General features: G+C 72.2%; 12 protein-coding genes. 10 read left to right on the top strand and 2 right to left on the bottom strand.

Annotation, left to right across the window (positions count from 1 at the left end):
- From Sri02f_RS19330 to Sri02f_RS19310, 5 genes are all read left to right on the top strand, one after another.
- On the top strand, positions 1 to 3,026 hold a 3,026-nt coding region (locus tag Sri02f_RS19330; RefSeq protein WP_159106747.1), incomplete at its 5' end, for an SDR family NAD(P)-dependent oxidoreductase.
- 4 nt (positions 3,027 to 3,030) lie between these two features.
- Entirely contained in the window at positions 3,031 to 3,813 is a 783-nt protein-coding gene (locus Sri02f_RS19325; protein ID WP_109002564.1) for an arylamine N-acetyltransferase family protein, read from the top strand.
- Between the two features lie 17 nt (positions 3,814 to 3,830).
- Complete coding sequence (mhpA, locus tag Sri02f_RS19320; protein ID WP_109002563.1) at positions 3,831 to 5,471, top strand: bifunctional 3-(3-hydroxy-phenyl)propionate/3-hydroxycinnamic acid hydroxylase MhpA; 1,641 nt, start codon at positions 3,831 to 3,833, stop codon at positions 5,469 to 5,471.
- Between the two features lie 61 nt (positions 5,472 to 5,532).
- A complete protein-coding gene (locus Sri02f_RS19315; RefSeq protein ID WP_109002562.1) occupies positions 5,533 to 6,483 on the top strand; it encodes a class I SAM-dependent methyltransferase in 951 nt (316 codons plus the stop codon).
- A gap of 144 nt (positions 6,484 to 6,627) precedes the next feature.
- On the top strand, positions 6,628 to 7,455 hold the full coding sequence (locus Sri02f_RS19310; protein ID WP_245970688.1) for a shikimate dehydrogenase family protein: 828 nt from the start codon (positions 6,628 to 6,630) through the stop codon (positions 7,453 to 7,455).
- 100 nt (positions 7,456 to 7,555) lie between these two features.
- On the opposite strand, the gene modA is transcribed toward Sri02f_RS19310, so the two are convergent.
- A complete protein-coding gene (gene modA, locus Sri02f_RS19305) occupies positions 7,556 to 8,392 on the bottom strand; it encodes a molybdate ABC transporter substrate-binding protein (protein ID WP_109002561.1) in 837 nt (278 codons plus the stop codon).
- An 806-nt stretch (positions 8,393 to 9,198) separates the two neighbouring features.
- On the opposite strand from modA, the gene Sri02f_RS41270 reads away from it, so the two are divergent.
- Together Sri02f_RS41270 and Sri02f_RS42070 are read left to right on the top strand one after the other, a co-directional pair.
- Positions 9,199 to 9,405, top strand: coding sequence for a hypothetical protein (locus tag Sri02f_RS41270; RefSeq protein WP_159106746.1), 207 nt, complete (start codon positions 9,199 to 9,201; stop codon positions 9,403 to 9,405).
- 403 nt (positions 9,406 to 9,808) lie between these two features.
- Positions 9,809 to 10,522 (top strand): Lsr2 family DNA-binding protein, encoded by a 714-nt coding sequence (locus tag Sri02f_RS42070; RefSeq protein WP_174855667.1) that lies wholly within the window; start codon positions 9,809 to 9,811, stop codon positions 10,520 to 10,522.
- A gap of 187 nt (positions 10,523 to 10,709) precedes the next feature.
- On the opposite strand, the gene Sri02f_RS19285 is transcribed toward Sri02f_RS42070, so the two are convergent.
- Positions 10,710 to 11,297: a YdeI/OmpD-associated family protein gene (locus tag Sri02f_RS19285; protein WP_109002559.1), complete on the bottom strand. Its 588-nt coding sequence runs from the start codon at positions 11,295 to 11,297 to the stop codon at positions 10,710 to 10,712.
- A 271-nt stretch (positions 11,298 to 11,568) separates the two neighbouring features.
- Between Sri02f_RS19285 and Sri02f_RS19280 the strand changes: the two genes are divergently transcribed.
- The 3 genes from Sri02f_RS19280 (at position 11,569) to Sri02f_RS19270 (ending at position 19,929) form a co-directional block, all read left to right on the top strand.
- Positions 11,569 to 12,006: a group II truncated hemoglobin gene (locus tag Sri02f_RS19280; RefSeq protein WP_109002558.1), complete on the top strand. Its 438-nt coding sequence runs from the start codon at positions 11,569 to 11,571 to the stop codon at positions 12,004 to 12,006.
- 65 nt (positions 12,007 to 12,071) lie between these two features.
- Positions 12,072 to 19,127: an amino acid adenylation domain-containing protein gene (locus Sri02f_RS19275; protein WP_218029886.1), complete on the top strand. Its 7,056-nt coding sequence runs from the start codon at positions 12,072 to 12,074 to the stop codon at positions 19,125 to 19,127.
- Between the two features lie 43 nt (positions 19,128 to 19,170).
- Positions 19,171 to 19,929: a thioesterase II family protein gene (locus Sri02f_RS19270; protein WP_109002557.1), complete on the top strand. Its 759-nt coding sequence runs from the start codon at positions 19,171 to 19,173 to the stop codon at positions 19,927 to 19,929.
- Positions 19,930 to 19,935 lie beyond the last annotated feature (6 nt).

Genomic DNA, 19,935 nt, shown 5'->3' with positions numbered 1-19,935 from the left:
AGACGCGGTTTGCGCAGCCGGCGCTGTTCGCCGTCGAGGTGGCGTTGTTCCGGTTGGCGGAGTCGTGGGGTGTGCGTCCCGACTATGTGACGGGTCATTCGGTCGGTGAGGTGACGGCTGCGTTCGTTGCGGGTGTGTGGTCGTTGGAGGATGCGGCGGCTCTGGTGGTGGCGCGGGGTCGGTTGATGCAGGCTCTGCCGTCGGGTGGGGTGATGTTCGCGGTCGAGGCGGCGGAGGACGAGGTCGGGCCTTTGCTGGGCGAGGGTGTGAGTGTCGCGGCGGTGAACGGGCCGACGTCGTTGGTGCTGTCGGGCGCCGAGGACGCCGTCGCGGAGGTGGTGGCCCGCTTGGGGGATCGTCGGGTCAAGCGGTTGCGGGTCTCGCACGCGTTCCATTCGGCGTTGATGGATCCGATGTTGGAGGAATTCCGCCAGGTCGCGGCCGCACTCGCCTATCACGAGCCGGTTGTGCCGGTGGTGTCGAATCTGACCGGTGAAGTGGCGGAGGCGGGCCGGTTGTGCACGCCGGAGTACTGGGTGGAGCACGTGCGGGGCACGGTCCGGTTCCACGACGGTGTCGAGGCGCTGCGAAAGCAGAAGGTGTCGACGTTCTTGGAGTTGGGTCCTGACGGTGTGCTGTCGGGGATGGTGGCCGGGGATTGCGTGCCTTCTCTGCGGCGGGACATGCCGGAGGACCGGGCGCTGATGAGCAGCTTGGGGCAGTTGCATGCCCGGGGTGTGCGGGTGGACTGGGAGAAGGTGTTCGCCGGGACCGGAGCCCGGCGGGTGGACCTGCCCACCTACGCCTTCCAACACCAGCGGTACTGGATCGCGGGCGACGGACCGGCCGTCGCCGAGACCGTGGCCGATCCGGTCGACGCGGCTTTCTGGGACATCGTGGACAGTGGCGACGCGAACTCGCTGGCCCACTCCCTGCGGCTCGACGCGTCCGTCCTGGACGGCGTCCTGCCCGCCCTGTCCTCGTGGCGCCGCCGTCACCGTGACCAGGCTGTGCTGGACGGCTGGCGGTACCGGATCGACTGGCGGCCGATAACCGACGCGTCGTCGCCGGATACGGTCGTCGCCGACGGCACTTGGCTGATGCTGGTGCCCGCGGGGCAGGCCGACGCGATGGCGGAGGCCACGGGCGGCGCGCTGACCGCCCACGGCGGTCGCGTCGTACGGGTGGACGTGGACGGTGAGGACCGGAACGGCCTGGCGGAACTGATCAGGGCGGAACTCGTCCGGGCCGGTCTGGACACTGCGGGGGCCGCACCGGTCGCAGTGGTGTCCCTGCTGCCCCTGGACGAGCGGCCGGACGCCGACCACCCCACGCTGTCACGGGGAACGTCCGCCACCGTCACCCTCGTCCAGTCGCTCAAGGATCTGGACGTCAGCGCCCCGCTGTGGTGCCTGACCTCCGGGGCCGTCGCGGTCCGGGAGGACGGGGAGGCGGACAGCGCGACGCAGCCCATGGTCTGGGGACTCGGCACGGTCCTGGCCCTCGACCACCCCAGGTCCTGGGGCGGACTCGTCGATGTGGCCGCCGAGCCCGACGGGACGGCGTTGGACCGGCTGGTCGCCGTGCTCTGCGGAGAGCACGGCGAGGACCAGGTGGCGATCCGGGCCACGGGTGCGTACGCGTGCCGTATGGTCCGTGCCGAGTCCGCCGGTGCCGGTGCCGGTGCCGGTGGCGGTGGCGCGGTGTCCGGGGAGCCCTGGACGCCCCGCGGTACGGTCCTGGTCACCGGCGGTACCGGGGGCATCGGCGCACACTTGGCGCGGTGGGCCGCGGGCCGGGGCGCCGAACACCTGCTGCTGCTCAGCCGCCGCGGCCCGGCCGCCGAGGGGGCGGACGCGTTGGAGGCGGAGCTGACCGCGCTCGGCGCCCGTGTCACCGTCGCGGCCTGCGACGTCACCGACCGGGCCGCGCTCGCCGAGGTCATCGCGGCGGTCCCGTCCGACGTGCCCGTCTCCGCCGTCTTCCACACGGCGGGCGCCGCACAGGAACCTGTGCAGCTGCCGGACAGCAGCGTCGCGGAGTTCGCGGAGGTGGGCCGGGCGAAGATCGCCGGTGCGGTCCACCTGGACGCCCTGCTCGCCGACCGTCCGCTGGACGCCTTCGTGATGTTCTCCTCGGGCGCCGCCGTCTGGGGCGGTGCGGGGCAGAGCGCCTACGCAGCCGCCAATGCCTTCGTCGAGGGCCTCGCGCTTCGCAGGCGCGCCCAGGGCCGGTCGGCGACTGCCGTGGCCTGGGGCGCCTGGGCCGGCGGCGGCATGGTCGACGAGACGGTGGCCGAGGAGTTCGCGGAGGTCGGCGTCGAGCTGATGCGGCCCGACCTGGCGGTCGAGGCCCTGGGCCAGGCGATCGCGCGTGGCGAGGGGCACCTCGTGGTCGCGGGTATCGACTGGTCGCGGTTCGTGCCGGCCTACACGGTGGCCAGGGAGCGCCCGCTGCTGCGGGAACTGCCCGAGGTCGCCGCTCTCACGGCCCCCGGCAGCGGCAGCGGCAGCGGCAGCGGCGCCGGCACTGGTACCGGCACAGGTACCGGTGGTGACAGGGGCGCCAAGCCGGGGGACGACGGGGAGGCGCTGCGGGCGCGCCTGCTGCCGCTGTCGCCACCGGAGCGGCTGACGGCGCTGACCGACCTGGTGCTGGTGGAAGCCGGACGGGTGCTCGGTCACGCCACCGGCTCGACGGCGGTCGAGGACGGGGTCGCCTTCCTCGACATCGGCTTCGACTCGCTGACCGGTCTCGAACTGCGCAACCGTCTGCGCCGTGTGTCGGGACTCGACCTGCCGCAGGGCCTGATCTTCGACTTCCCCACCGCGGGCATGATCGCCGAGCTGTTGCTCGAGGCCCTCGAACCCGGACTCGCCGTCACACCGGAGGAAGTCGCCGAGGAGATGGACAAGTTGGAGTCGGCGCTGGCTCCGGCACTGCACGACGACGCGTCGCGCGCGCGGGCCGTCTCGCGGCTGCGCGAGCTGCTGGCCAAGTGGGACCACATCGAGAAGGGGAAGTAACCGGATGTTCGAGGTCGAGACCTACTTGCGCCGTCTGGGTGTCACGGAGGTGCCCGCGCCGAGTGCCGAGACGCTCCGCCTGCTGCACAAGAGGCACCTGATGTCGCTGGCCTACGACAGCAGCCACTTCATCAAGAGCTTCACGGGTTTCCGCAACGTCGTCGACATCGACGTCGACGACACGTTCCAAGCGATCGTCGTCGAGGGCGCGGGCGGTGTGTGCCACGACCTGAGCGGCCTGTTCCGCAGGCTCCTGACCGAACTCGGTTACGACGTCTCGATCCTGGCCGCGTCCCAGCGCTGGCCGAACGGGCAGTTCGGACCGGACTTCGAGCACACCTTCGCCAGTGTGCGGCTGGACGGGGAGACCTGGCTGGTCGACGTGGGCTTCGCCGGGCCGTCGTATCTGGAGCCGCTGCGGGTGACCGACGAGGTGCAGCACCAGTTCGGCTGCTCCTACCGGCTCACGGCGGACGGCGCCCATCACGTGCTGGAACGCAGGGCCGCCACCGGCGACTGGCGGTCGGTGTACCGGTTCGAGCTGACCGCCCGCGCCGTCTCCGACTGGGACAGCCCGCGGGACTCCGCCGCCGAACAGATCGTGAAGGACTCGCTGTTCGCCGGGACCGTGCTGCGCGGACGTGCCACCGACAACGGGCAGCTCGTCCTCACCGGCAGGCGGCTGCTGACCGTGGAGAACGGTCACGAGACGGTCCGCACCCTGATCGACAAGGCCGAGTTCGAACGCGTGGTGAAGGACATCCTCGCCGGCACGGGCAACGGCTGAGACGGGACCGGACGGAGATGACAGTGGAGACACGGACGGCGGATGCCGGAACCGGGGCGGACGCCGTCACCGACACGGACGTGGCCGTCGTCGGCTACGGACCGGTGGGCCAGCTGCTGGCGATCCTGCTGGCCCGGCACGGCTGGCGGGTCACGGTCGTGGAGCGCTGGGCGCAGCCCTACCCCATGCCGCGTGCCGTCGGCTTCGACGACGAGGCCGCCCGTATCCTGGCGGCCGCCGGCATCGGGCCCTTCCTCGACAAGTTCGGGGAGAACTCACGGGACTACGCCTGGCGCAACGCCGCGGGCGACACCCTGCTGCACATGGAGAGCGCCGCGAAAGGTCACTGCGGCTGGCCGCAGGCGACGGCCATGTACCAGCCGGGACTCGAGGCGACGCTCATCGAGCGGGGCGCCGAATTCCCGAACCTGCGGGTCGTCCGCGGACAGGAGGTCGTCGAACTCGACGACCGCGGCGACCTGGTCGAGGTGATCTCCGAGGACGCCGACGAGCGGGAGCACACCTTCACCGCGCGGTACGTCGTCGGGTGCGACGGGGCCAACAGCTTCGTCCGGGAGTCCATGGAGAGTTCCCTCACCGACCTCGGGTTCTTCTACGACTGGCTGATCTGCGACGTCGTACTGGACGAGCCGCGCGACTTCCGCCCCAACAACCTGCAGATCTGCGACCCGGGGCGGCCGCGGACCGCCGTGTCGGCCGGACCGGGGCACCGCCGCTTCGAGTTCATGCGGCTGCCCGGTGAGAACATCGAGGAGCTCAAGCGCGCCGACACCCTGTGGCGCATGCTGGAGATGTTCGCCGTCCGTCCGGACAACGCGACGCTCGAACGGCACGCCGTGTACACCTTCCAGGCCCGCTGGGCGGGGGAGTGGCGCAAGGGCCGGCTGCTGATCGCGGGGGACGCCGCACACCTCATGCCGCCCTTCGCCGGGCAGGGCATGTGCTCGGGCTTCCGGGACGTGGCCAACCTGTCGTGGAAGCTCGACCTGGCCCTGCGCGGTCTCGCCGATGAGTCCGTGCTCGACACCTACACCGCCGAGCGACGGGCGCACGTCCAAAACGCCATCACCACGTCGGTCAGACTCGGCAAGGTCATCTGTGTGACCGATCCCGCGGCAGCCGCCGACCGGGACGCGATCATGCTGGCCGCCCGCGACCGCGAGGGCGCCGCCGCACTGCCCATGTCGACCGTGATCCCCCTCGACGAAGGCCTGTTCCGGCAGACCGGCGACGGCACACCGGTCAGGCCCGCCGGCACCCTGTTCCCACAGGCCAGGGTGGCGGACGCCGAAGGGGAGGGGCTGCTCGACGAGATCGTCGGCCTGGGCTTCGTCCTGCTGGCCGCCGACGATCCGGCGGCGCTGCTCGACGACCGGCGGCGGGCCTTCCTCGACGGCCTCGGCACGCGCTGCGCCCACGTGCTGCCCGCGGGAACGGAACCGGGAGCGCCCGGTCCCGGCGCCGTGGTCGACATCGAGGACCGCTATCTGCCGTACCTGGCCGAGAACGGCGCGACGGCCGTGCTGGTGCGCCCCGACTTCACGGTCTTCGGCGCGGCGGACGGGCCCGGGGAGCTGGGCGCACTGGTGGACGAACTCGCCCGCACGCTGGGGGCGCCGGTCCCGGCCGCCGACTGAGAAACCCAGGCCCAGAAGAATTTCCCGCTCTGTGGGAAGCACCACGAGAAAGGACACGCACATGGGTGCGCGCGAAGATATGTACGGCCTGTTCACGAGCGTCAACGAGATCAACCTGACGAATGATCAGGGCGGTCAGAGCGCCAAGGAGGGCGCACACAAGAAGAACATCTCCACCAGTTACGACCTGCAGGCCCGGATGTCGAAGAAGGGCATCCTGTGGAACTGGGGCTACCACGACGACCAGGTGGCCAAGGAGATCAGCGCCCGTATTCCGGGCTTCCTCGACTACGACACGGACGGCTTCTCCGAGGAGCTGTACTTCGCCGCCCTCAGGGAGGTGCCGCTCGACCTGGACGACTACGCGGACAAGTCCGTTCTCGAGGTCGGCTGCGGACTGGGTGAGGGGCTGAACTTCCTCTCCCGCGTCGTCGACGCGAAGAGCATGATCGGCCTCGACCTGTCGGAGCAGGCCATCAGGCGGGCCAACGCCTCGCTGTCCCGCAAGGGCCTGCGCTACGTCCAGGGCGACGCGGAGAACCTGCCGTTCGAGGACGGCGAGGTCGACGTCCTGGTCAACATCGAGAGCGCGCACAACTACCCGAGCCTGGAGAAGTTCCTGAAGGAGGTGGCGCGCGTGCTCAAGCCGGGCGGCTACTTCACCCACGTCGACCTCTACACCACGCAGCGCCACACCTTCCTGAAGGAGCTCCAGGAGCAGGACCTCGGTCTGGAGTGGGTGCTCGACCGTGACATCTCGCCCCAGGTGCGGGCCGCGATCCACGGGCGGCTGTCCCCCGAGGGCTCCTTCCACAAGGCGCTGCGGGAGCAGCGGGTCGGCGCCATCCAGCGGCACATGGCCAAGCGGGTCGGCCCGGAGGCCGTGGGCGGCTCCTTCGCCGGCTACACCGACAGCGGCTCCACCCGGCTGCTGAAGAGGATGGGCGTGCTGCCGTCGCAGTTCATGCCGCCGGTGGACAGCTACCGGCACTACGTGGCCAAGAAGATCTGATCTTCGTCGGCTGAGCTCCTCATCCGTGTCGGGGCTCTCCCGCCGACCGCCGCGGACGTCCGCCGATCGCCGCCCACGCCGCGGACGTCCGCCGGCCGCCGAGAACTGCCGCCCGCGCAGCACCGTCCAGCACGAGGAAGGGTCATGATGACCGATCACCCGCGCCCCATCAGCGGAACCACCCGTCTGTACGCCGTTCTGGGCGACCCGGTCACCCAGGTCCAGTCGCCCGGGCTGCTCAACCCGGTCTTCGCCGGGCTGGGCATCGACGCGGTGCTGGTGCCCGTGCATGTGCGGCGCGACGACCTCGTCGACGTGGTCCGTGGTCTGCAGCGTGTCGGCAATCTGGACGGCCTGTTCGTCACCGTCCCGCACAAGACGGCCGCCGCGCACCTGGCGGACCGTCGCAGCCGCACGGTGGAGATAACCGGCAGCGCGAACGCCCTGCGGCGTGAGCCCGACGGCGCATGGCTCGCCGCGAACTTCGACGGTTCGGGGTTCGTGGCGGGCCTGGTCGGGTCCGGCCACTCTCCTCGGGGAAGGAAGGTGGCGCTGGCCGGCGCGGGCGGAGCGGGCAGCGCCATCGCGGCGGCCCTGCTCACCGCGGGGGTGAAGAGTCTGTCCGTCTCCGATCCGGACGAGCCTCGCCTGACCGCGCTCGTCGAGCGGCTGGCGGAACACTGGCCGGGCCGCGTCCGTGCCACTTCCGAACCGACGTTGCACGACACGGACATCGCCGTCAACGCCACGCCGCTCGGGCTGCGTCCCGACGACCCGTTGCCGTTCGCGCCCCAGGCCCTGCCTCCCGGCAGCGTGGTGGCGGACATCATCATGAAGCCGAGAGAAACACCCCTCCTGCGGGAGGCTGCCGCGCAGGGCCACCAGGTGCACCACGGAATGCACATGCTCACCGGTCAGGTGGATTCCTACCGCACGTTCTTCGGGCTGGGCGTGCCCCGGACCGCCGACTGACGAGCCTGAGCCCCCGCGGTGGGCGCCGCCGGGACCCGCGGCTCCTGATCGGGCTCACCCGCAGCGTCCTGCACGACCCCGACGGACCCGTCGGCCACGGTCACGGCTTGAGGAATCCGGCCTCGGTCAGGACCTTCTGGCCCTCGTCGGACTGCACCAGCGCGATGAACGCCTTGGCCGCCTCGGCGTTGGGCGCGTCCTTGAGCAGGGTGATCGGGTAGGCGTTGACGGCGCTCGCGGACTCGGGGAACTCCACACCCTCCACCTTGCTGCCCGCCGCCTTCACATCGGTCTTGTAGACGACGGCGGCGTCGGCCTCCTTCAGCACCACCTTGTTGAGGGCGGACTTGACGTCCTCCTCGTAGGAGACCGGGGTGAGCTTCAGCTTCCCGGCGTCCAGCGCCTTCTGGGCGGCGGCGCCGCAGGGCACCTTCCTGTCGCACAGCACGACCTTCAGACCGGACCCGGTCAGATCCTTGAGAGAGGAGATCTTGTCGGGGTTGCCCGGCAGGGTGGCGATCTCCAACTGGTTGCGGACGAAGGTGGCGGGGGTGCCGACAGCGTCCTTCTTGTCGGTCACGATCGCCATCGTCTTGGGACTGGCGGAGGCGAAGACGTCGGCGGGGGCGCCGCCGGTGATGCTCGCCGCGAGAGTGTCGCTGCCGCTGAAGTTGAAGGTGACCTCGGTGCCGGGGTGGGCCTTCTCGAACTCCTTGCCCAGCGTCGTGAAGCTCTCCTTGAGCGAGGCGGCGGCGAAGACCGTCACCGTCCCGGACAGCTTCGGTGAGGAGGACGCCGAAGCGGAGGAGTCCGACTTCGTCGACGAGGAGTCGTCGGAGGACGAGCAGGCGCTCAGGGCCAGGAGCGCGGCGGCGCTCACGCCGGTCGCCTGCAGCATCCGGCGGGTCCGGCGGGTCCGGCGCACGGAACGGGTCATCACGGGTGAACTCCCTCTGGTCCTGACGGACTCGGCTTCGGTCTTGCGACCTTGTCCACGGTCTCTCGACGACGACGTCGGTCGACTTGATCACGGCCATCGCCGGAACACCGGGCTCGGGAACCGGTTGCGGGCCGAGGAGTCGGTGGACTCCCGTTCCGCCCGGTGCGTCCCGCGGGCGCAGACCGCGAGAGCCGGCCCGGGGATGATCCGGCGGCCCTGCCCTGCCCTGCCCGGTAGGTGTGCATGCACCGATCATAGTGCCGCAGATGCAAGGGGATGGTCTGCTGTCAGATCGCATCAGCCGGAACCTTGATCTGTCAGGTTGGCATGTGCGTTCGTACGTGAGGGGGGTCCGGGTACGGTCGTCCGGGAGGTGGTAGCCCGTGGGCCGGACCCTCGCAGCTGCGTCCCGTGATCCGGGGCGCGAGTCGAAGACGCCGGCGATCATTTACGGCTTTCGGCTGTGCCGTTCTGTTCTGTCCGGCAATATGCCTGTTCGTGGGGCGATTGCCGGTAGGGGTGGACGAACTGGTCGAGCACCGAGCTTTACCTGACGACGGGTCGAAGCCCGCGACGGCCACGTCGCGGGCCATGCAAAGCCGGCTCGACGTACAGCCGGGGCCGACCGTCGTGATCCTCACGGCCTCTCTTCCGCGCCGACGGCGACCGCAACGGCGAAGCCGTGGTGCTGGGCAATATCGGCGGCGTCCTCACGGGGGGCGGGTCGGTGCGGGGAGGCCGTCGGCTTCCTCACCCGGGCCGCCGACCACACGGTCGGCGACCGACCCGGCGAGGCCGCGGCCTTGACCAAGCTCGGTGTCGGCCTCTCCGAGGTGGGGAGGCAGGCCGAAGCGGTGACCGCCCTGCTTCTGTTCCTGGCATGTCTGGGAACGGACGGCGATCAGGTGCTGCCCGGAGCGCTTCCGGCGGCGCAGGAAGCGGCAGAGCTGTTCAGCCGGCTGGCAGAAACCACCCCCGGGCATTCGCCGGAATGCTCGCGGCCTCACTGAGGACGCCTGTCGACATCCTGGAGCAGCTCGGGCGCACCGAGGACGCAGAACGTACGCGGCGGCGGCTCACAGCCATGGAACCTCCCCAGCAGTAGCAGTCCCCGCCGGCGCCTTCCTCTCCACGTGGTCGACCGCCACACCCTCGGAGTCCGGGCATCCGGCTTCCGCCCGCAGTGGGGCCGTCGTCGAAGTCGGCAACGCCCACGCCCACTGGGACGAATATCGGCGCACCACATGACACGACCTCTGAGGAGGATGTCAACATCACGGGGATCTTGACCGGTTGCCGGCAGATCGTGTTCCGGCGGCCCCTCGTCACGATCGGGCAACTAGCCTCAACGGTCGAAGACGTGGGTGAGCGTGCTCCAGGAATGGGCGCACCCTGCCGGATGGGAGACCGCACGTGAGCAACGCTCCGACGCACGAAGCAGGTGACGTGCGGGACGCCTGGGGCCGGGTCACCGCGTGGCTTGAGCGGAACGACCCGGAAACTCTCGCCGCGTTCGGCGGCCCGGGGAGCCAGCGGGCCGTCAGGGAAGCCGAAATGCGCATGGGTCTGGAGCTGCCGGGGGAGATGCGGCAGTGGCTGCTGGCGAACGACATCGATGCCGGCAGGCGCCCCGCCGCCTCATCGGGCCTGGTGACCCTGGGGTGCGAGATACCCCTACCCGGGGGCCACCTCCTTCTCGGCCTGACGGACATTCAGCGGGTCTACCTCAGCCGGACGGGATGGGAGGAAATGGAGTCTTCCTCAGACCCCGGCCATCCGTTCTGGCGTCGTGAGTGGGTTCCGATCGCCGCGGAGCGCGACGGTCTCTACGGGACGTTTCTGGACACGCTCAGCGGAACCATCGGAACATGGGCCGAGGCAGAGGGCCCGGAGGAAGGGGTCTACGCCTCGTTGTTCGCCTATTTCCAAGAGACAGCGGACCGGCTGGAGGGGGTCTCCTCGGGTGACTCGAGGGGACCTGGCACGGCCGCCGGACCCCGTGATCTCGATCCCCGTCCGGAAGACGATCCGATACGCCACTGGGCACGCACCAATGGTTACCTCGTAAGTGATGGCGGTCGTATCCCTGCGGCCATTCGCGAGGCTTTCGAGGCCTCACAGAGGTGAGCGCCGCATCCCGCTCTGTCTGTCGGTCGGTCATGGCCGTTCGTCGGTCGCAGCAACAGGGATGGTGACCGCGAAGCGGACCCGCAAGTCTGTCGAGACGACAAACCACCGCCCGGTCCGCCTCACACGGTTGAATCCGCGCTCAGCGGTGGGCAGGCCGGGAGTGGCGTCGGGGAGCCGCGGTGGTTCAGTACAGCTTTTTTTCCTGTGCCAGCATGGCGACGAACTTCTCGATGCGGGCCGCCCGGGTCTCCGGCTTCTTGGCGTCCTCGACCCGGTGCAGGATCGCGTACCGGTTGCGGCTGTCCAGGGTGGCGAAGAAGTCGCGGGCCCCGGGCTCCGCGTCCAGCGCGGCCTGGAGGTCGTCGGGCACCGTCGCCTTGCTCTGCGACGCGTACGCCGCCTCCCAGCGGCCGTCCGCCTTGGCCTTCTCGACCTCACGCAGACCGGAGGGTCGCATCCGCCCGCTCTTGATCAGCTCGGCGGCCTTCTCCCGGTTCACCTTCGACCACTTGCTGTCGGGCCGCCGCGGGGTGAAGCGCTGCAGCCAGTGCTCCTCGTCCAGCTTCTTCTTCTGCCCGTCGATCCAGCCGTAGCACAGGGCCGACTCCAGGGCGTGCGCGTAGTCCACGCCGTCGACTCCCGAGCCGTTCTTCGGGATCTGGAACCAGATCCCCGGTACGTCCTCGTGGTTCTTCTCCAGCCACTTCTCCCACTCTTCCTGCGTGGCGACGAACAGGACCGGATCCGGCGATTTCCGCGCTCCCTCAGACATGGACGTCATGAAATCCCAGCCTCGGTACCGGGTCAACAACCGCACGCGCGGGGGCGGCACCCGATCCGCTCCCCGCGGCGATGGCTCCGGGACGGCGAGCCGCCCGCGCTGCCGCTGCCGGCCGTCGTGCCCGGCCGCTGGGTCGGTGTCGGGCTGCCGCGCCCGGCTGCCGTGTCGGGCCGCACCCGGCGTGCACAAAGTTGAGCAGCCGGTCTCCGGCGCTCCCGCGTACCGTCCCCGCTGGCGGAGCGGCACACGGAAGGGCGGACGCATGACGACGATGTACGAGCACGTCGGCGGTGAAGAGCAACTGCGGCGGCTGGCGGAGCACTTCCACCACATGGTGCTGGAGGACCCGCTGCTGGGCGACCTGTTCCGTGCCGGATCGCCGTACCACGCCGACCACCTCACCGCCTTCCTCGCCGAGATGCTCGGCGGGCCCGCCCGCTACACCGACGAACTCGGCGGATTCATCGCGCTGTTGAGGGCCCACGTCGGCATGCGGATCACGCCGGAGCAGAGCGACCGGTTCGTCACCCTGATGCTCCGGGCGGCCGACGAGGTCGGGCTGCCCGACGACGACCGCTTCCGCAAGGCGTTCACCAGCAACGTCGAGAAGGCGGCCGGATTCACCACCAAGGCCTCGCACGACGACAGCCACCCCATGCTCCAGCCGCCGTATCCGGTGCTGGGCCGCTGGCAGTGGTGAACCGGCACCGCTGAGACCGAACACCGAGACGAGGGGGATCGTTGAAGCCCGCGGAGCCCGTCCCCGTGTCATCCGCCGAGTTGACCGCCGGCACCACCTGTGAACGACTGCTCGGCATCCTGGAGCCCCTGGTCGGCCAGGACGGCCCGGTGGGCCCGGACACCGAACTGGCCGACGCCGGACTCTCCTCGCTCGCCGCCGTGCGGCTGATGCTGGAGATCGAGACGGAGTTCGGCACGGAGGTGCCCCTCTCGGGGCTCCTGGAGTGCCGCACCCCGCGCGACCTCGCCGACCGGATCGACCGTGGTGACGGCGAGGACGGCGCCGGCGCCGCCGGCCCGGTGGACGTGGTGGCGGACCCCGGATCACGTCACGACCCCGTCCCGGCGACCCCCATGCAGGAGGCGTACGTCGTCGGCAAGTACCCGGAGCTCGATCCGGACGCCTTCGGCTGCCACCACTACCACGAGTTCGCCGTCGACGGGCTGGACGCCGACCGGTTGGCGCGGGCCTGGCTGCGGCTCGTGGAGCACTTCGACGCCCTCAGGCTCACCGGCGTCGGACGCAACCAGCGGGTCCAGGAGAGCGTGCGGGTACCCGGACCGGTCGTCCACGAGACGGCGGACGCGGACGCGCTGGAGACCGAGGCGAGCGCCGTGCGCCGCCGGCTGTCCCACCACCGGTACCCGCCGGGCCACTGGCCGCCGTTCCAGGTCGAGATCTGCCGGGAGCCCGCCGGACGCGCCGTGGTCCACCTCAGCCTCGACGGCACGGTCACCGACGCCCACGGCACCGAGCTGCTCCTGCACCACTGGTGGCAGGCCTACACGGACGACGGCCACCGGCTGCCCGACGTCCCGTTCAGCCTCCGCGACACCCTGGACGCGCTCGCCCGCCACCGCGACTGCGCCGCCCACCGGGCCGCCCTGTCGCGGGCCGCCGAACGCCTCAAGGGCCTGCCCGGCGGCCCCGCACTGCTGCTCGCCGAACCACCCCCGCCGCCGCCCGGCCTCGACGGCCATCTGCGCACCCCGCGCCGTGCCCGGCTCACCGCCGTCCAGTGGGCGGGCCTGCGCGCGCGGGCCGCCGCACTGCGCGTCTCACCCACCTCGCTCGTGCTGACCGCCTTCGCCGAAGCCCTGGCGCCGGCCGGTGCGGACGATCCCTTCACCCTCGTCCTGACCACGACGGACCGGCCCCGGCTGCCGTCCGCCGCCGAGGGCCTCGTCGGCCCCTACACCTCCGGATGTCTGCTCGTCATCGACGCGCACACCCCGGCTCCGCCCCTCGACGACGCCGCGCGCGCCACCCACCAGCGGGTGTGGGAGGCGCTGTCCCACTCGGCCGTCGGCAGCGTCGAGGTGCTGCGCGAGCTGCGCGCGCACGGCACCGAGGCGCCCGCGCTGCCCGTCGTCTTCACCAGCCTGCTGGACCTGACGTTCGAGGGCGCCGGGCGGGGCAGCATGACCGACCACGAGCGGTACGTCGTCGGTCAGACCTCCGGCATCGCGCTCGACCACCAGATGCGGGAGCGCGAGGACGGACTGGACTTCCGCTGGGACACCGCCGACGCCCTCTTCCCGCCGGGCACGCCCGACGCCCTGTTCGGCCGCTTCTGCCGGCTGCTGCAAGGACTGTGCGAACCGGCGCCAGACACCGCCCCGGCCGCCCGGGACCTCCAGCAGGCGTACCTCGTGGCCCGGCTCGACGGACGGACCGACCGCGGCTGCCAGTACCACCAGAGCTTCCATGTGGACGACCTGGACGTCGCACGGCTGCGCGACGCCTGGCACGAACTCGTCACCGCACACGAGGCGTTGCGTCTGCGCACCGGCGCCGACGGCACGCTCGGCGTGCTGCCCACCGCCCCGGCGGACGCCTGGATCCCGGTCCTGGACGTCCCCAGGGGCGCCGACGCCGACGCCGTCGACCGTGCCGTACGCGCCGACATGACCCACCGGCCCTTCGGGCTCGGCCGGGGAGGGCACACCGACCTCAGGGTCGTCCGGGCGCCCGGACGACCCGCCACCGTCCACCTGTCCGTCGACCTGCTGGTCGGGGACGCCCGCAGCATCGTGCTCCTGGCCCGTGATCTGCTGCGCCGGTACGCCGACCCCGCGGGCGCCCCGCCCGTGCCGACCCGGCTGACCCGGGCGCCCCGGCAGGTGTCCGACGCCGCGCGCGCCCACTGGCGGGACCGGCTCGCCGACCTCCCGGCCGGGCCGCCGCTGCGGGAGGCGCAGGGCCCCTCCCGCCCCCGGCGCCGCGAACACCTCCTCACCGACCGCACGGCCCTCACGGCATGGGCCGACCGGCACGGAGTGAGCCTCGACGCCACTGTGCTGGCCGCCTACTGCACCGTCCTCGGCACCCTGTACGACGAGCCGTTCGCGCTGCCCGTGGTCTGCTTCACCGGCTCGGACGAGCGGCGTCCCGCGGAGTTCACCGAGCTGACCTGGACGCGCTCACCGCAGCCCGGCACCGACCCGGCCGCCCTCGCCCGCGCCTGCCACCGGCAGCTGACCGCCGATCTGGAGCGGGGCGGCGGCGCCGGTCTCGCCGAGATGCGCTCGCTCGTCGTGCGGCGCCGCCGGGACACGGACTTCGACCATCCCGTGGTGTTCACGACGGTGCTCGACGTGTCCGCCCGTCCACTGCCGGCCGGCATGCGTCCGGGCCCCGCCGGCACGGCCACCACCGACGTGGCCCTCGACTGCGTGACGGTCGACGACGGAGCCGCCCTGCACCTGGCCTGGGACGCGCTGGACGAGCGGTTCGAGGACGGCGTGCTGGACCGGGCGTTCGAGCACTACGTCGCCCTGCTCACGGCGCTGGCCGCGGAACGCGACCCGGACGCCGACGGTGCGCGGGGCGGGCCGTGGGAGAGCGCCGCCACGGCCGGCGCCGTCGGCCCCGCCGAGCGCGACCGGCTCCTGTACGCCTTCAACGACACCGTCCGCCCCTACCCGGCCGAGGGCCCCGTCCACCTGCTCTTCGAGCGGCAGGCGCACAGCCGCCCCGACGCGGTGGCGCTGCGCTGGCGCGAGGGCGCCATGACGTACGGCGAACTGAACCGCCGGGCCAACCTGGTCGCGCACCGGCTCCGGCGGGCGGGCGTCGGCGAAGGCGACTCCGTGGGCATCTCCGTGCGGCGCGGGCCGGCGCTCGCCGTGTCCGTGTTCGCGGTCCTCAAGGCGGGCGGCGCCTACGTCCCCGTCGACCCCTCGCTGCCCCGCGAACGCGCCCACGGCATGCTCCGGGACACCGGCGCCCGGCACCTGCTGGTCACGGCGGACGACCCCGGCCCGCAGGCGCCGGACGGCATGAGCGTCCTCGACCTGGACGCACCCGGGATCACCGGCTCCGATCTGCCCGACCCGGGCGACCCCGAGCCCGTCACCGGCCCGGACTCGGTGGCGTACCGGCTGTTCACCTCCGGCAGCACCGGGCGGCCCAAGTGCGTGACGGTGGCGCACCGTTCCCTGCACAACCTCTTCGACTGGTGCCGGCGCACCTTCGACTTCGGTCCGCACGACACCGGGCTGTGCGTCACCTCCCTCGGTTTCGACCTGTCCGTCTTCGACATCCTCGGACTCCTCGCCTACGGCGCCGGCCTGTACGTCGCCGACGAGGCCGAGCAGCGTGACCCCGAGCTGCTGACAGCGGCCCTGCTGCGGGAGCCGATCACCTTCTGGAACTCCGCGCCCACCACCCTTGCCCGGCTCGCGCCGCTCCTTCGGGAACATCGCGGACACCCCGGCACCGCCGATCTGCGGCTGGTCTTCCTCAGCGGCGACTGGATCCCGCTGTCCCTGCCCGACGACGTGCGCGCGGTGTTCGGCGGGGCTCGGGTGATCAGTCTCGGCGGCGCCACCGAGGCCACCGTCTGGTCCAACTGGTACGCCGTCGGCGCCATCGATCCGGAGTGGCGCAGCATCCCGTACGGCAGGCCGATCGACAACGCCCGCTACTACGTCCTGGACGAGCGTCTGGAGCCCTGCCCGGTCGGTGAGGAGGGCGACCTCTACATCGCCGGCGACTGCCTCAGCCTCGGCTACCACGGACAGCCGGAACTGACCCGGGAGCGGTTCGTACCCGAGCCGTTCGCGGGCGGCCCGGACTCCCGCATGTACGCCACCGGGGACCGGGCGGCCTTCCGCGACGACGGAGTCATGGTCTTCCTGGGACGCCGCGACCACCAGGTGAAGATCCGGGGCTTCCGCGTCGAACTCGGCGAGATCGAGCACCGGTTGCGCAACCATCCGGCCGTGCACGACGCGGTGGTGGTGGCCCGGGCCGACGGCGCGGGGGACCGGCGTCTGGTCGCGTACCTGCTCGCCGAACCGGGGGCCGCCCGGCCGTCCGTGTCCGAACTGCGCGCCCACGCCGCCCGGACCCTGCCCGACTACATGGTCCCGAACTTCGCGGCGTTCCTGCCGTCCTTCCCGGCCACCGGCAACGGCAAGCTGGACCGGGACGCCCTGCCGTGGCCGTTGCCCGCGCCCGGCGAGCCGGAACCGCCGACGCCGGAACGACTGACTGCGGAATCACCGACTGCGGAACGACTGACGGTGGGATCACCGACCGCGGAACGACTGACGGCGAAATCATCGACGGCGGAATCAGCGACGGCGGTCTCTCCGTCCGTGCAGGCGGCGACGGAGCGTCCCGGGTCCGGACCCGGCTCCGCTTTTCCGCCCGCCGAGCGACTGGCCGAGGAAATAGGCTCGTTGCTCGCCGAACTGATCGACGTGCCCGGACTCGACCCCACGCTCGACCTGTGGGACCAGGGCGCGACCTCCTTCACCCTGGCCCAGCTGTCCTCGGCGCTGCGAGCGCGTTACGGCCGCCGTGTCCCCGTCTCGGCCCTGCTGGCCGAGCCGACCGTCGCCGGGATGGCCCGCCATCTCGCGGGCGGCGGCGGCCGGGCCGAGTCCGCCTCGGAGCCGGCGGCCGAGGAGGAGCGCCTCCCCGAGCCCGCAGCACCGGACGCCCGCAGCGCCCCGGACAGCGTGGAGTTCTTCTCCGCCGAGGACCGTGACCGCTTCAAGTCGGGTGCCTGGCACCTGCGGCGGCACTCCGACGACGAACCGCTCCTGGTGCTCGACGGCCCGCTCCCGCCGGCCGAGCGGTACCTGGAGCGCGCCACCCGGCGGGACTTCGCCGACGGCCCGCTCGCGCACGACGGCTTCCTGCGCTTCATGGCCGCCCTGCGCTCCCGTCCGGCCGGCGCCGGCCCGCGCCGGCTGTACGCGTCCGCCGGTGACACCTACGCCGTACAGACCTACCTGCACATCAAACCGGGCGCGGTCGAGGGCGTCCCCGGCGGCCTGTACTACCACCGCCCGGACGACCACGTCCTGCAACGCGTCAGCGCCGAGCCCGGGATCGACCGCACCGTCCACTTCTCCTACAACCGGCCCGTCTTCGACCGTGCGGCGTTCGGGGTGTTCCTGATCTCCGAGCCGCGCGGCATCGAGCCGCTGTACGGCGAGGAGTCGGAGCTGTACCTGGCGGTCGAGGCCGGCTACATGGGGCAGTTGCTGATGGGCGGGCAGCGGGAGAGCGGCGTCGGGCTGTGCGCGGTGGGAAGCCTCGCCTTCGACCGCGTCCGGGACGCCTTCCGGCTGCACCCCGGTCAGCGGCTGCTGCACGCCTTCCTCGCCGGCCCGCTGCCGCAGGAGCCGCGGGAGCCGCAGGTGCTCCAGGAGTCCCAGGAGTCCGAGGAGTCCCCGGCGCGCGTCCGGCCGGTCCGGGAGCGGCACGCCGCCGCCGAGGCCAGGACGACCGTCCGGCCGGCTCCGGCGGACGTGGCCGTCATCGGCGCCGCCGGACGCTATCCGGGCGCGGACGGCCTGGAGGAGTTCTGGGAGATCCTGCGCTCCGGTCGCCGCGCGCTCGGCCCGCTGCCCGCCGAACGGCTGGCCGCGTTCGCCGCTGCCGCCGGCGCCGCGCCGGACCGGGCGCGGACCTGGCCGTACGGCGGCTATCTGCGCGGTGACGACGGATTCGACGGCCGCCTGTTCCGCATCTCGCCCCAGGAGGCCGAAGGCCTGGATCCGCAACTGCGGCTGCTGCTGCCGGTGGTGTGGCAGTGCCTGGAGGACGCCGGCCACACACCCGATGGTCTCACCCGGGACGGCGAGCGGGTCGGGGTGTTCACGGCGACCATGTGGCACGACCACCGGCAGCTGGGCGAGGCCCGGTGGCGGCAGGGCGCGGCGGCCCGCCAGGCGGGCGCCGCCTCGGACCTCCCGGCGCGCATCGCGCACTGCCTCGGGTTCGAGGGCCCGGCCGTCGCGGTGGACACCGCCTGCTCCTCCTCGCTGACCGCCCTGCACCTGGCCGTGACCAGCCTGCACCAGGGGGAGTGCGACGCGGCCCTGGTGACGGGCGTCAACGTGGTGGCCCACCCCTACCACCTGGCGCTGCTGAGCGACCTCGGCCTGGCGGCGGAGCGTCCGTCGGCCGGCGCCTTCGGCGCCGAGGACGGCGGCTGGCCGCCCGGCGAGGGCGCGGGCGCGCTGCTGCTGCGCCCGCTGCGGGACGCCGTGGAGCGCCGCGACGTCCTGCACGCGGTCGTCGAGGCGACCGGCACCGGGTCGGCCGGGCGGCCCGGACCGTTCGCGATGCCCGCCGCCGACCCGCTCGCCCGCTCCCTCACCCGCATGCTGCACCGGCACGGGCTCGGCGGGGCGGACATCGGCTACGCCGAGTGCGCCGCCTCCGGCGCGCTGCTCGCCGACGCCGCCGAACTGGACGCCCTGCTCACCGCGTTGCGCCCGCCCGGCAGCGCCGGGGACCTGCTCGTCGGCACCGTCAAACCGCACATCGGCCATCTGGAGGCGGCCTCCGGGCTGTCCCAGCTCACCAAGGTGCTCCTGCAACTGCGCGAGCGCACGCTGGCGCCGACCGCCGTGGCGCCCCGGCGCACCGGGCTGCCCGACTGGACCCGGCTCACGGTCGCCGACACGGCCCGGCCCTGGACGCCCGTCGCACCGGGCGCACCCCTGCGGGCCCTCGTCAACGCCGTCTCCGCGACGGGCGCGTACGGACACGCCGTGCTCCGCTCGGCGGACGGCGCGGACGGCGCGGACGGCGCGGACGGCGACGACCGATGACCGGGGCCGCCCGCCCCGGCTCCCACCGAACGGAAGGACAGCGGTGACCGGTACCTGGCTGAAGAGCGGCGACGCCACCCAGGACGCACCGCTGCGCCTGTTCTGCTTCGCCCACGCCGGTGGCGGCGGCGGCTTCTACCGGCCGTGGCGGGAGAAACTGCTGCCGGAGATCGAGGTGTGCCCGGTGATCCTGCCGGGCCGCGAGACCCGCGTCGCCGAACCGGCCCACCGGAGCATGGAGGATCTCATCGACCCGCTCTGCGCGGGCCTCGCTCCCCACCTGGACCGGCCGTATGCCCTGTTCGGCCACAGCACCGGGGCGGCCATCGCCTACGAGGTCGCCCGCCGCTTCCAGGACGATCCGGCGCGCGCCCCCCGCCGGCTGCTGGTGTCCGGACGGCGCGCCCCGCATCTGGCGGCCCGCCGTCCCCCGTTCGCGGGACTCGCCGACGACGACTTCCTGCGGGTCGTCGCCGAGCTGGGCGGCACCCCCCAGGAGGTGATGAGCCAGCGCGACCTGATGCGGATGTTCCTGCCCGCGCTGCGTGCCGACTTCCACCTCAACGAGAGCTACCGGCCGCTGCCCGGCCCCCGGCTGCGCTGCCCGCTGTCCGGTTTCACCGGCGACCACGACCCGGAGGTCACCCCGCTGGAACTGCGGCTGTGGGAGACCATGAGCGACGGCCCGTTCCGGATGCGGGTCTACGAGGGCGGCCACTTCTACCTGGCCGGGCTGCCCGAGCCGCTGTGCTCGGACCTGCGGCAGGATCTGCGCGAGGACATCCGGCAGACGGTGTCCTGACGCACG

Origin of the sequence: Streptomyces rishiriensis, from assembly GCF_003112535.1 — a bacterium.
Lineage (GTDB): Bacteria > Actinomycetota > Actinomycetes > Streptomycetales > Streptomycetaceae > Streptomyces > Streptomyces rishiriensis.
This window is presented reverse-complemented; position numbering and strand designations above follow the sequence as displayed.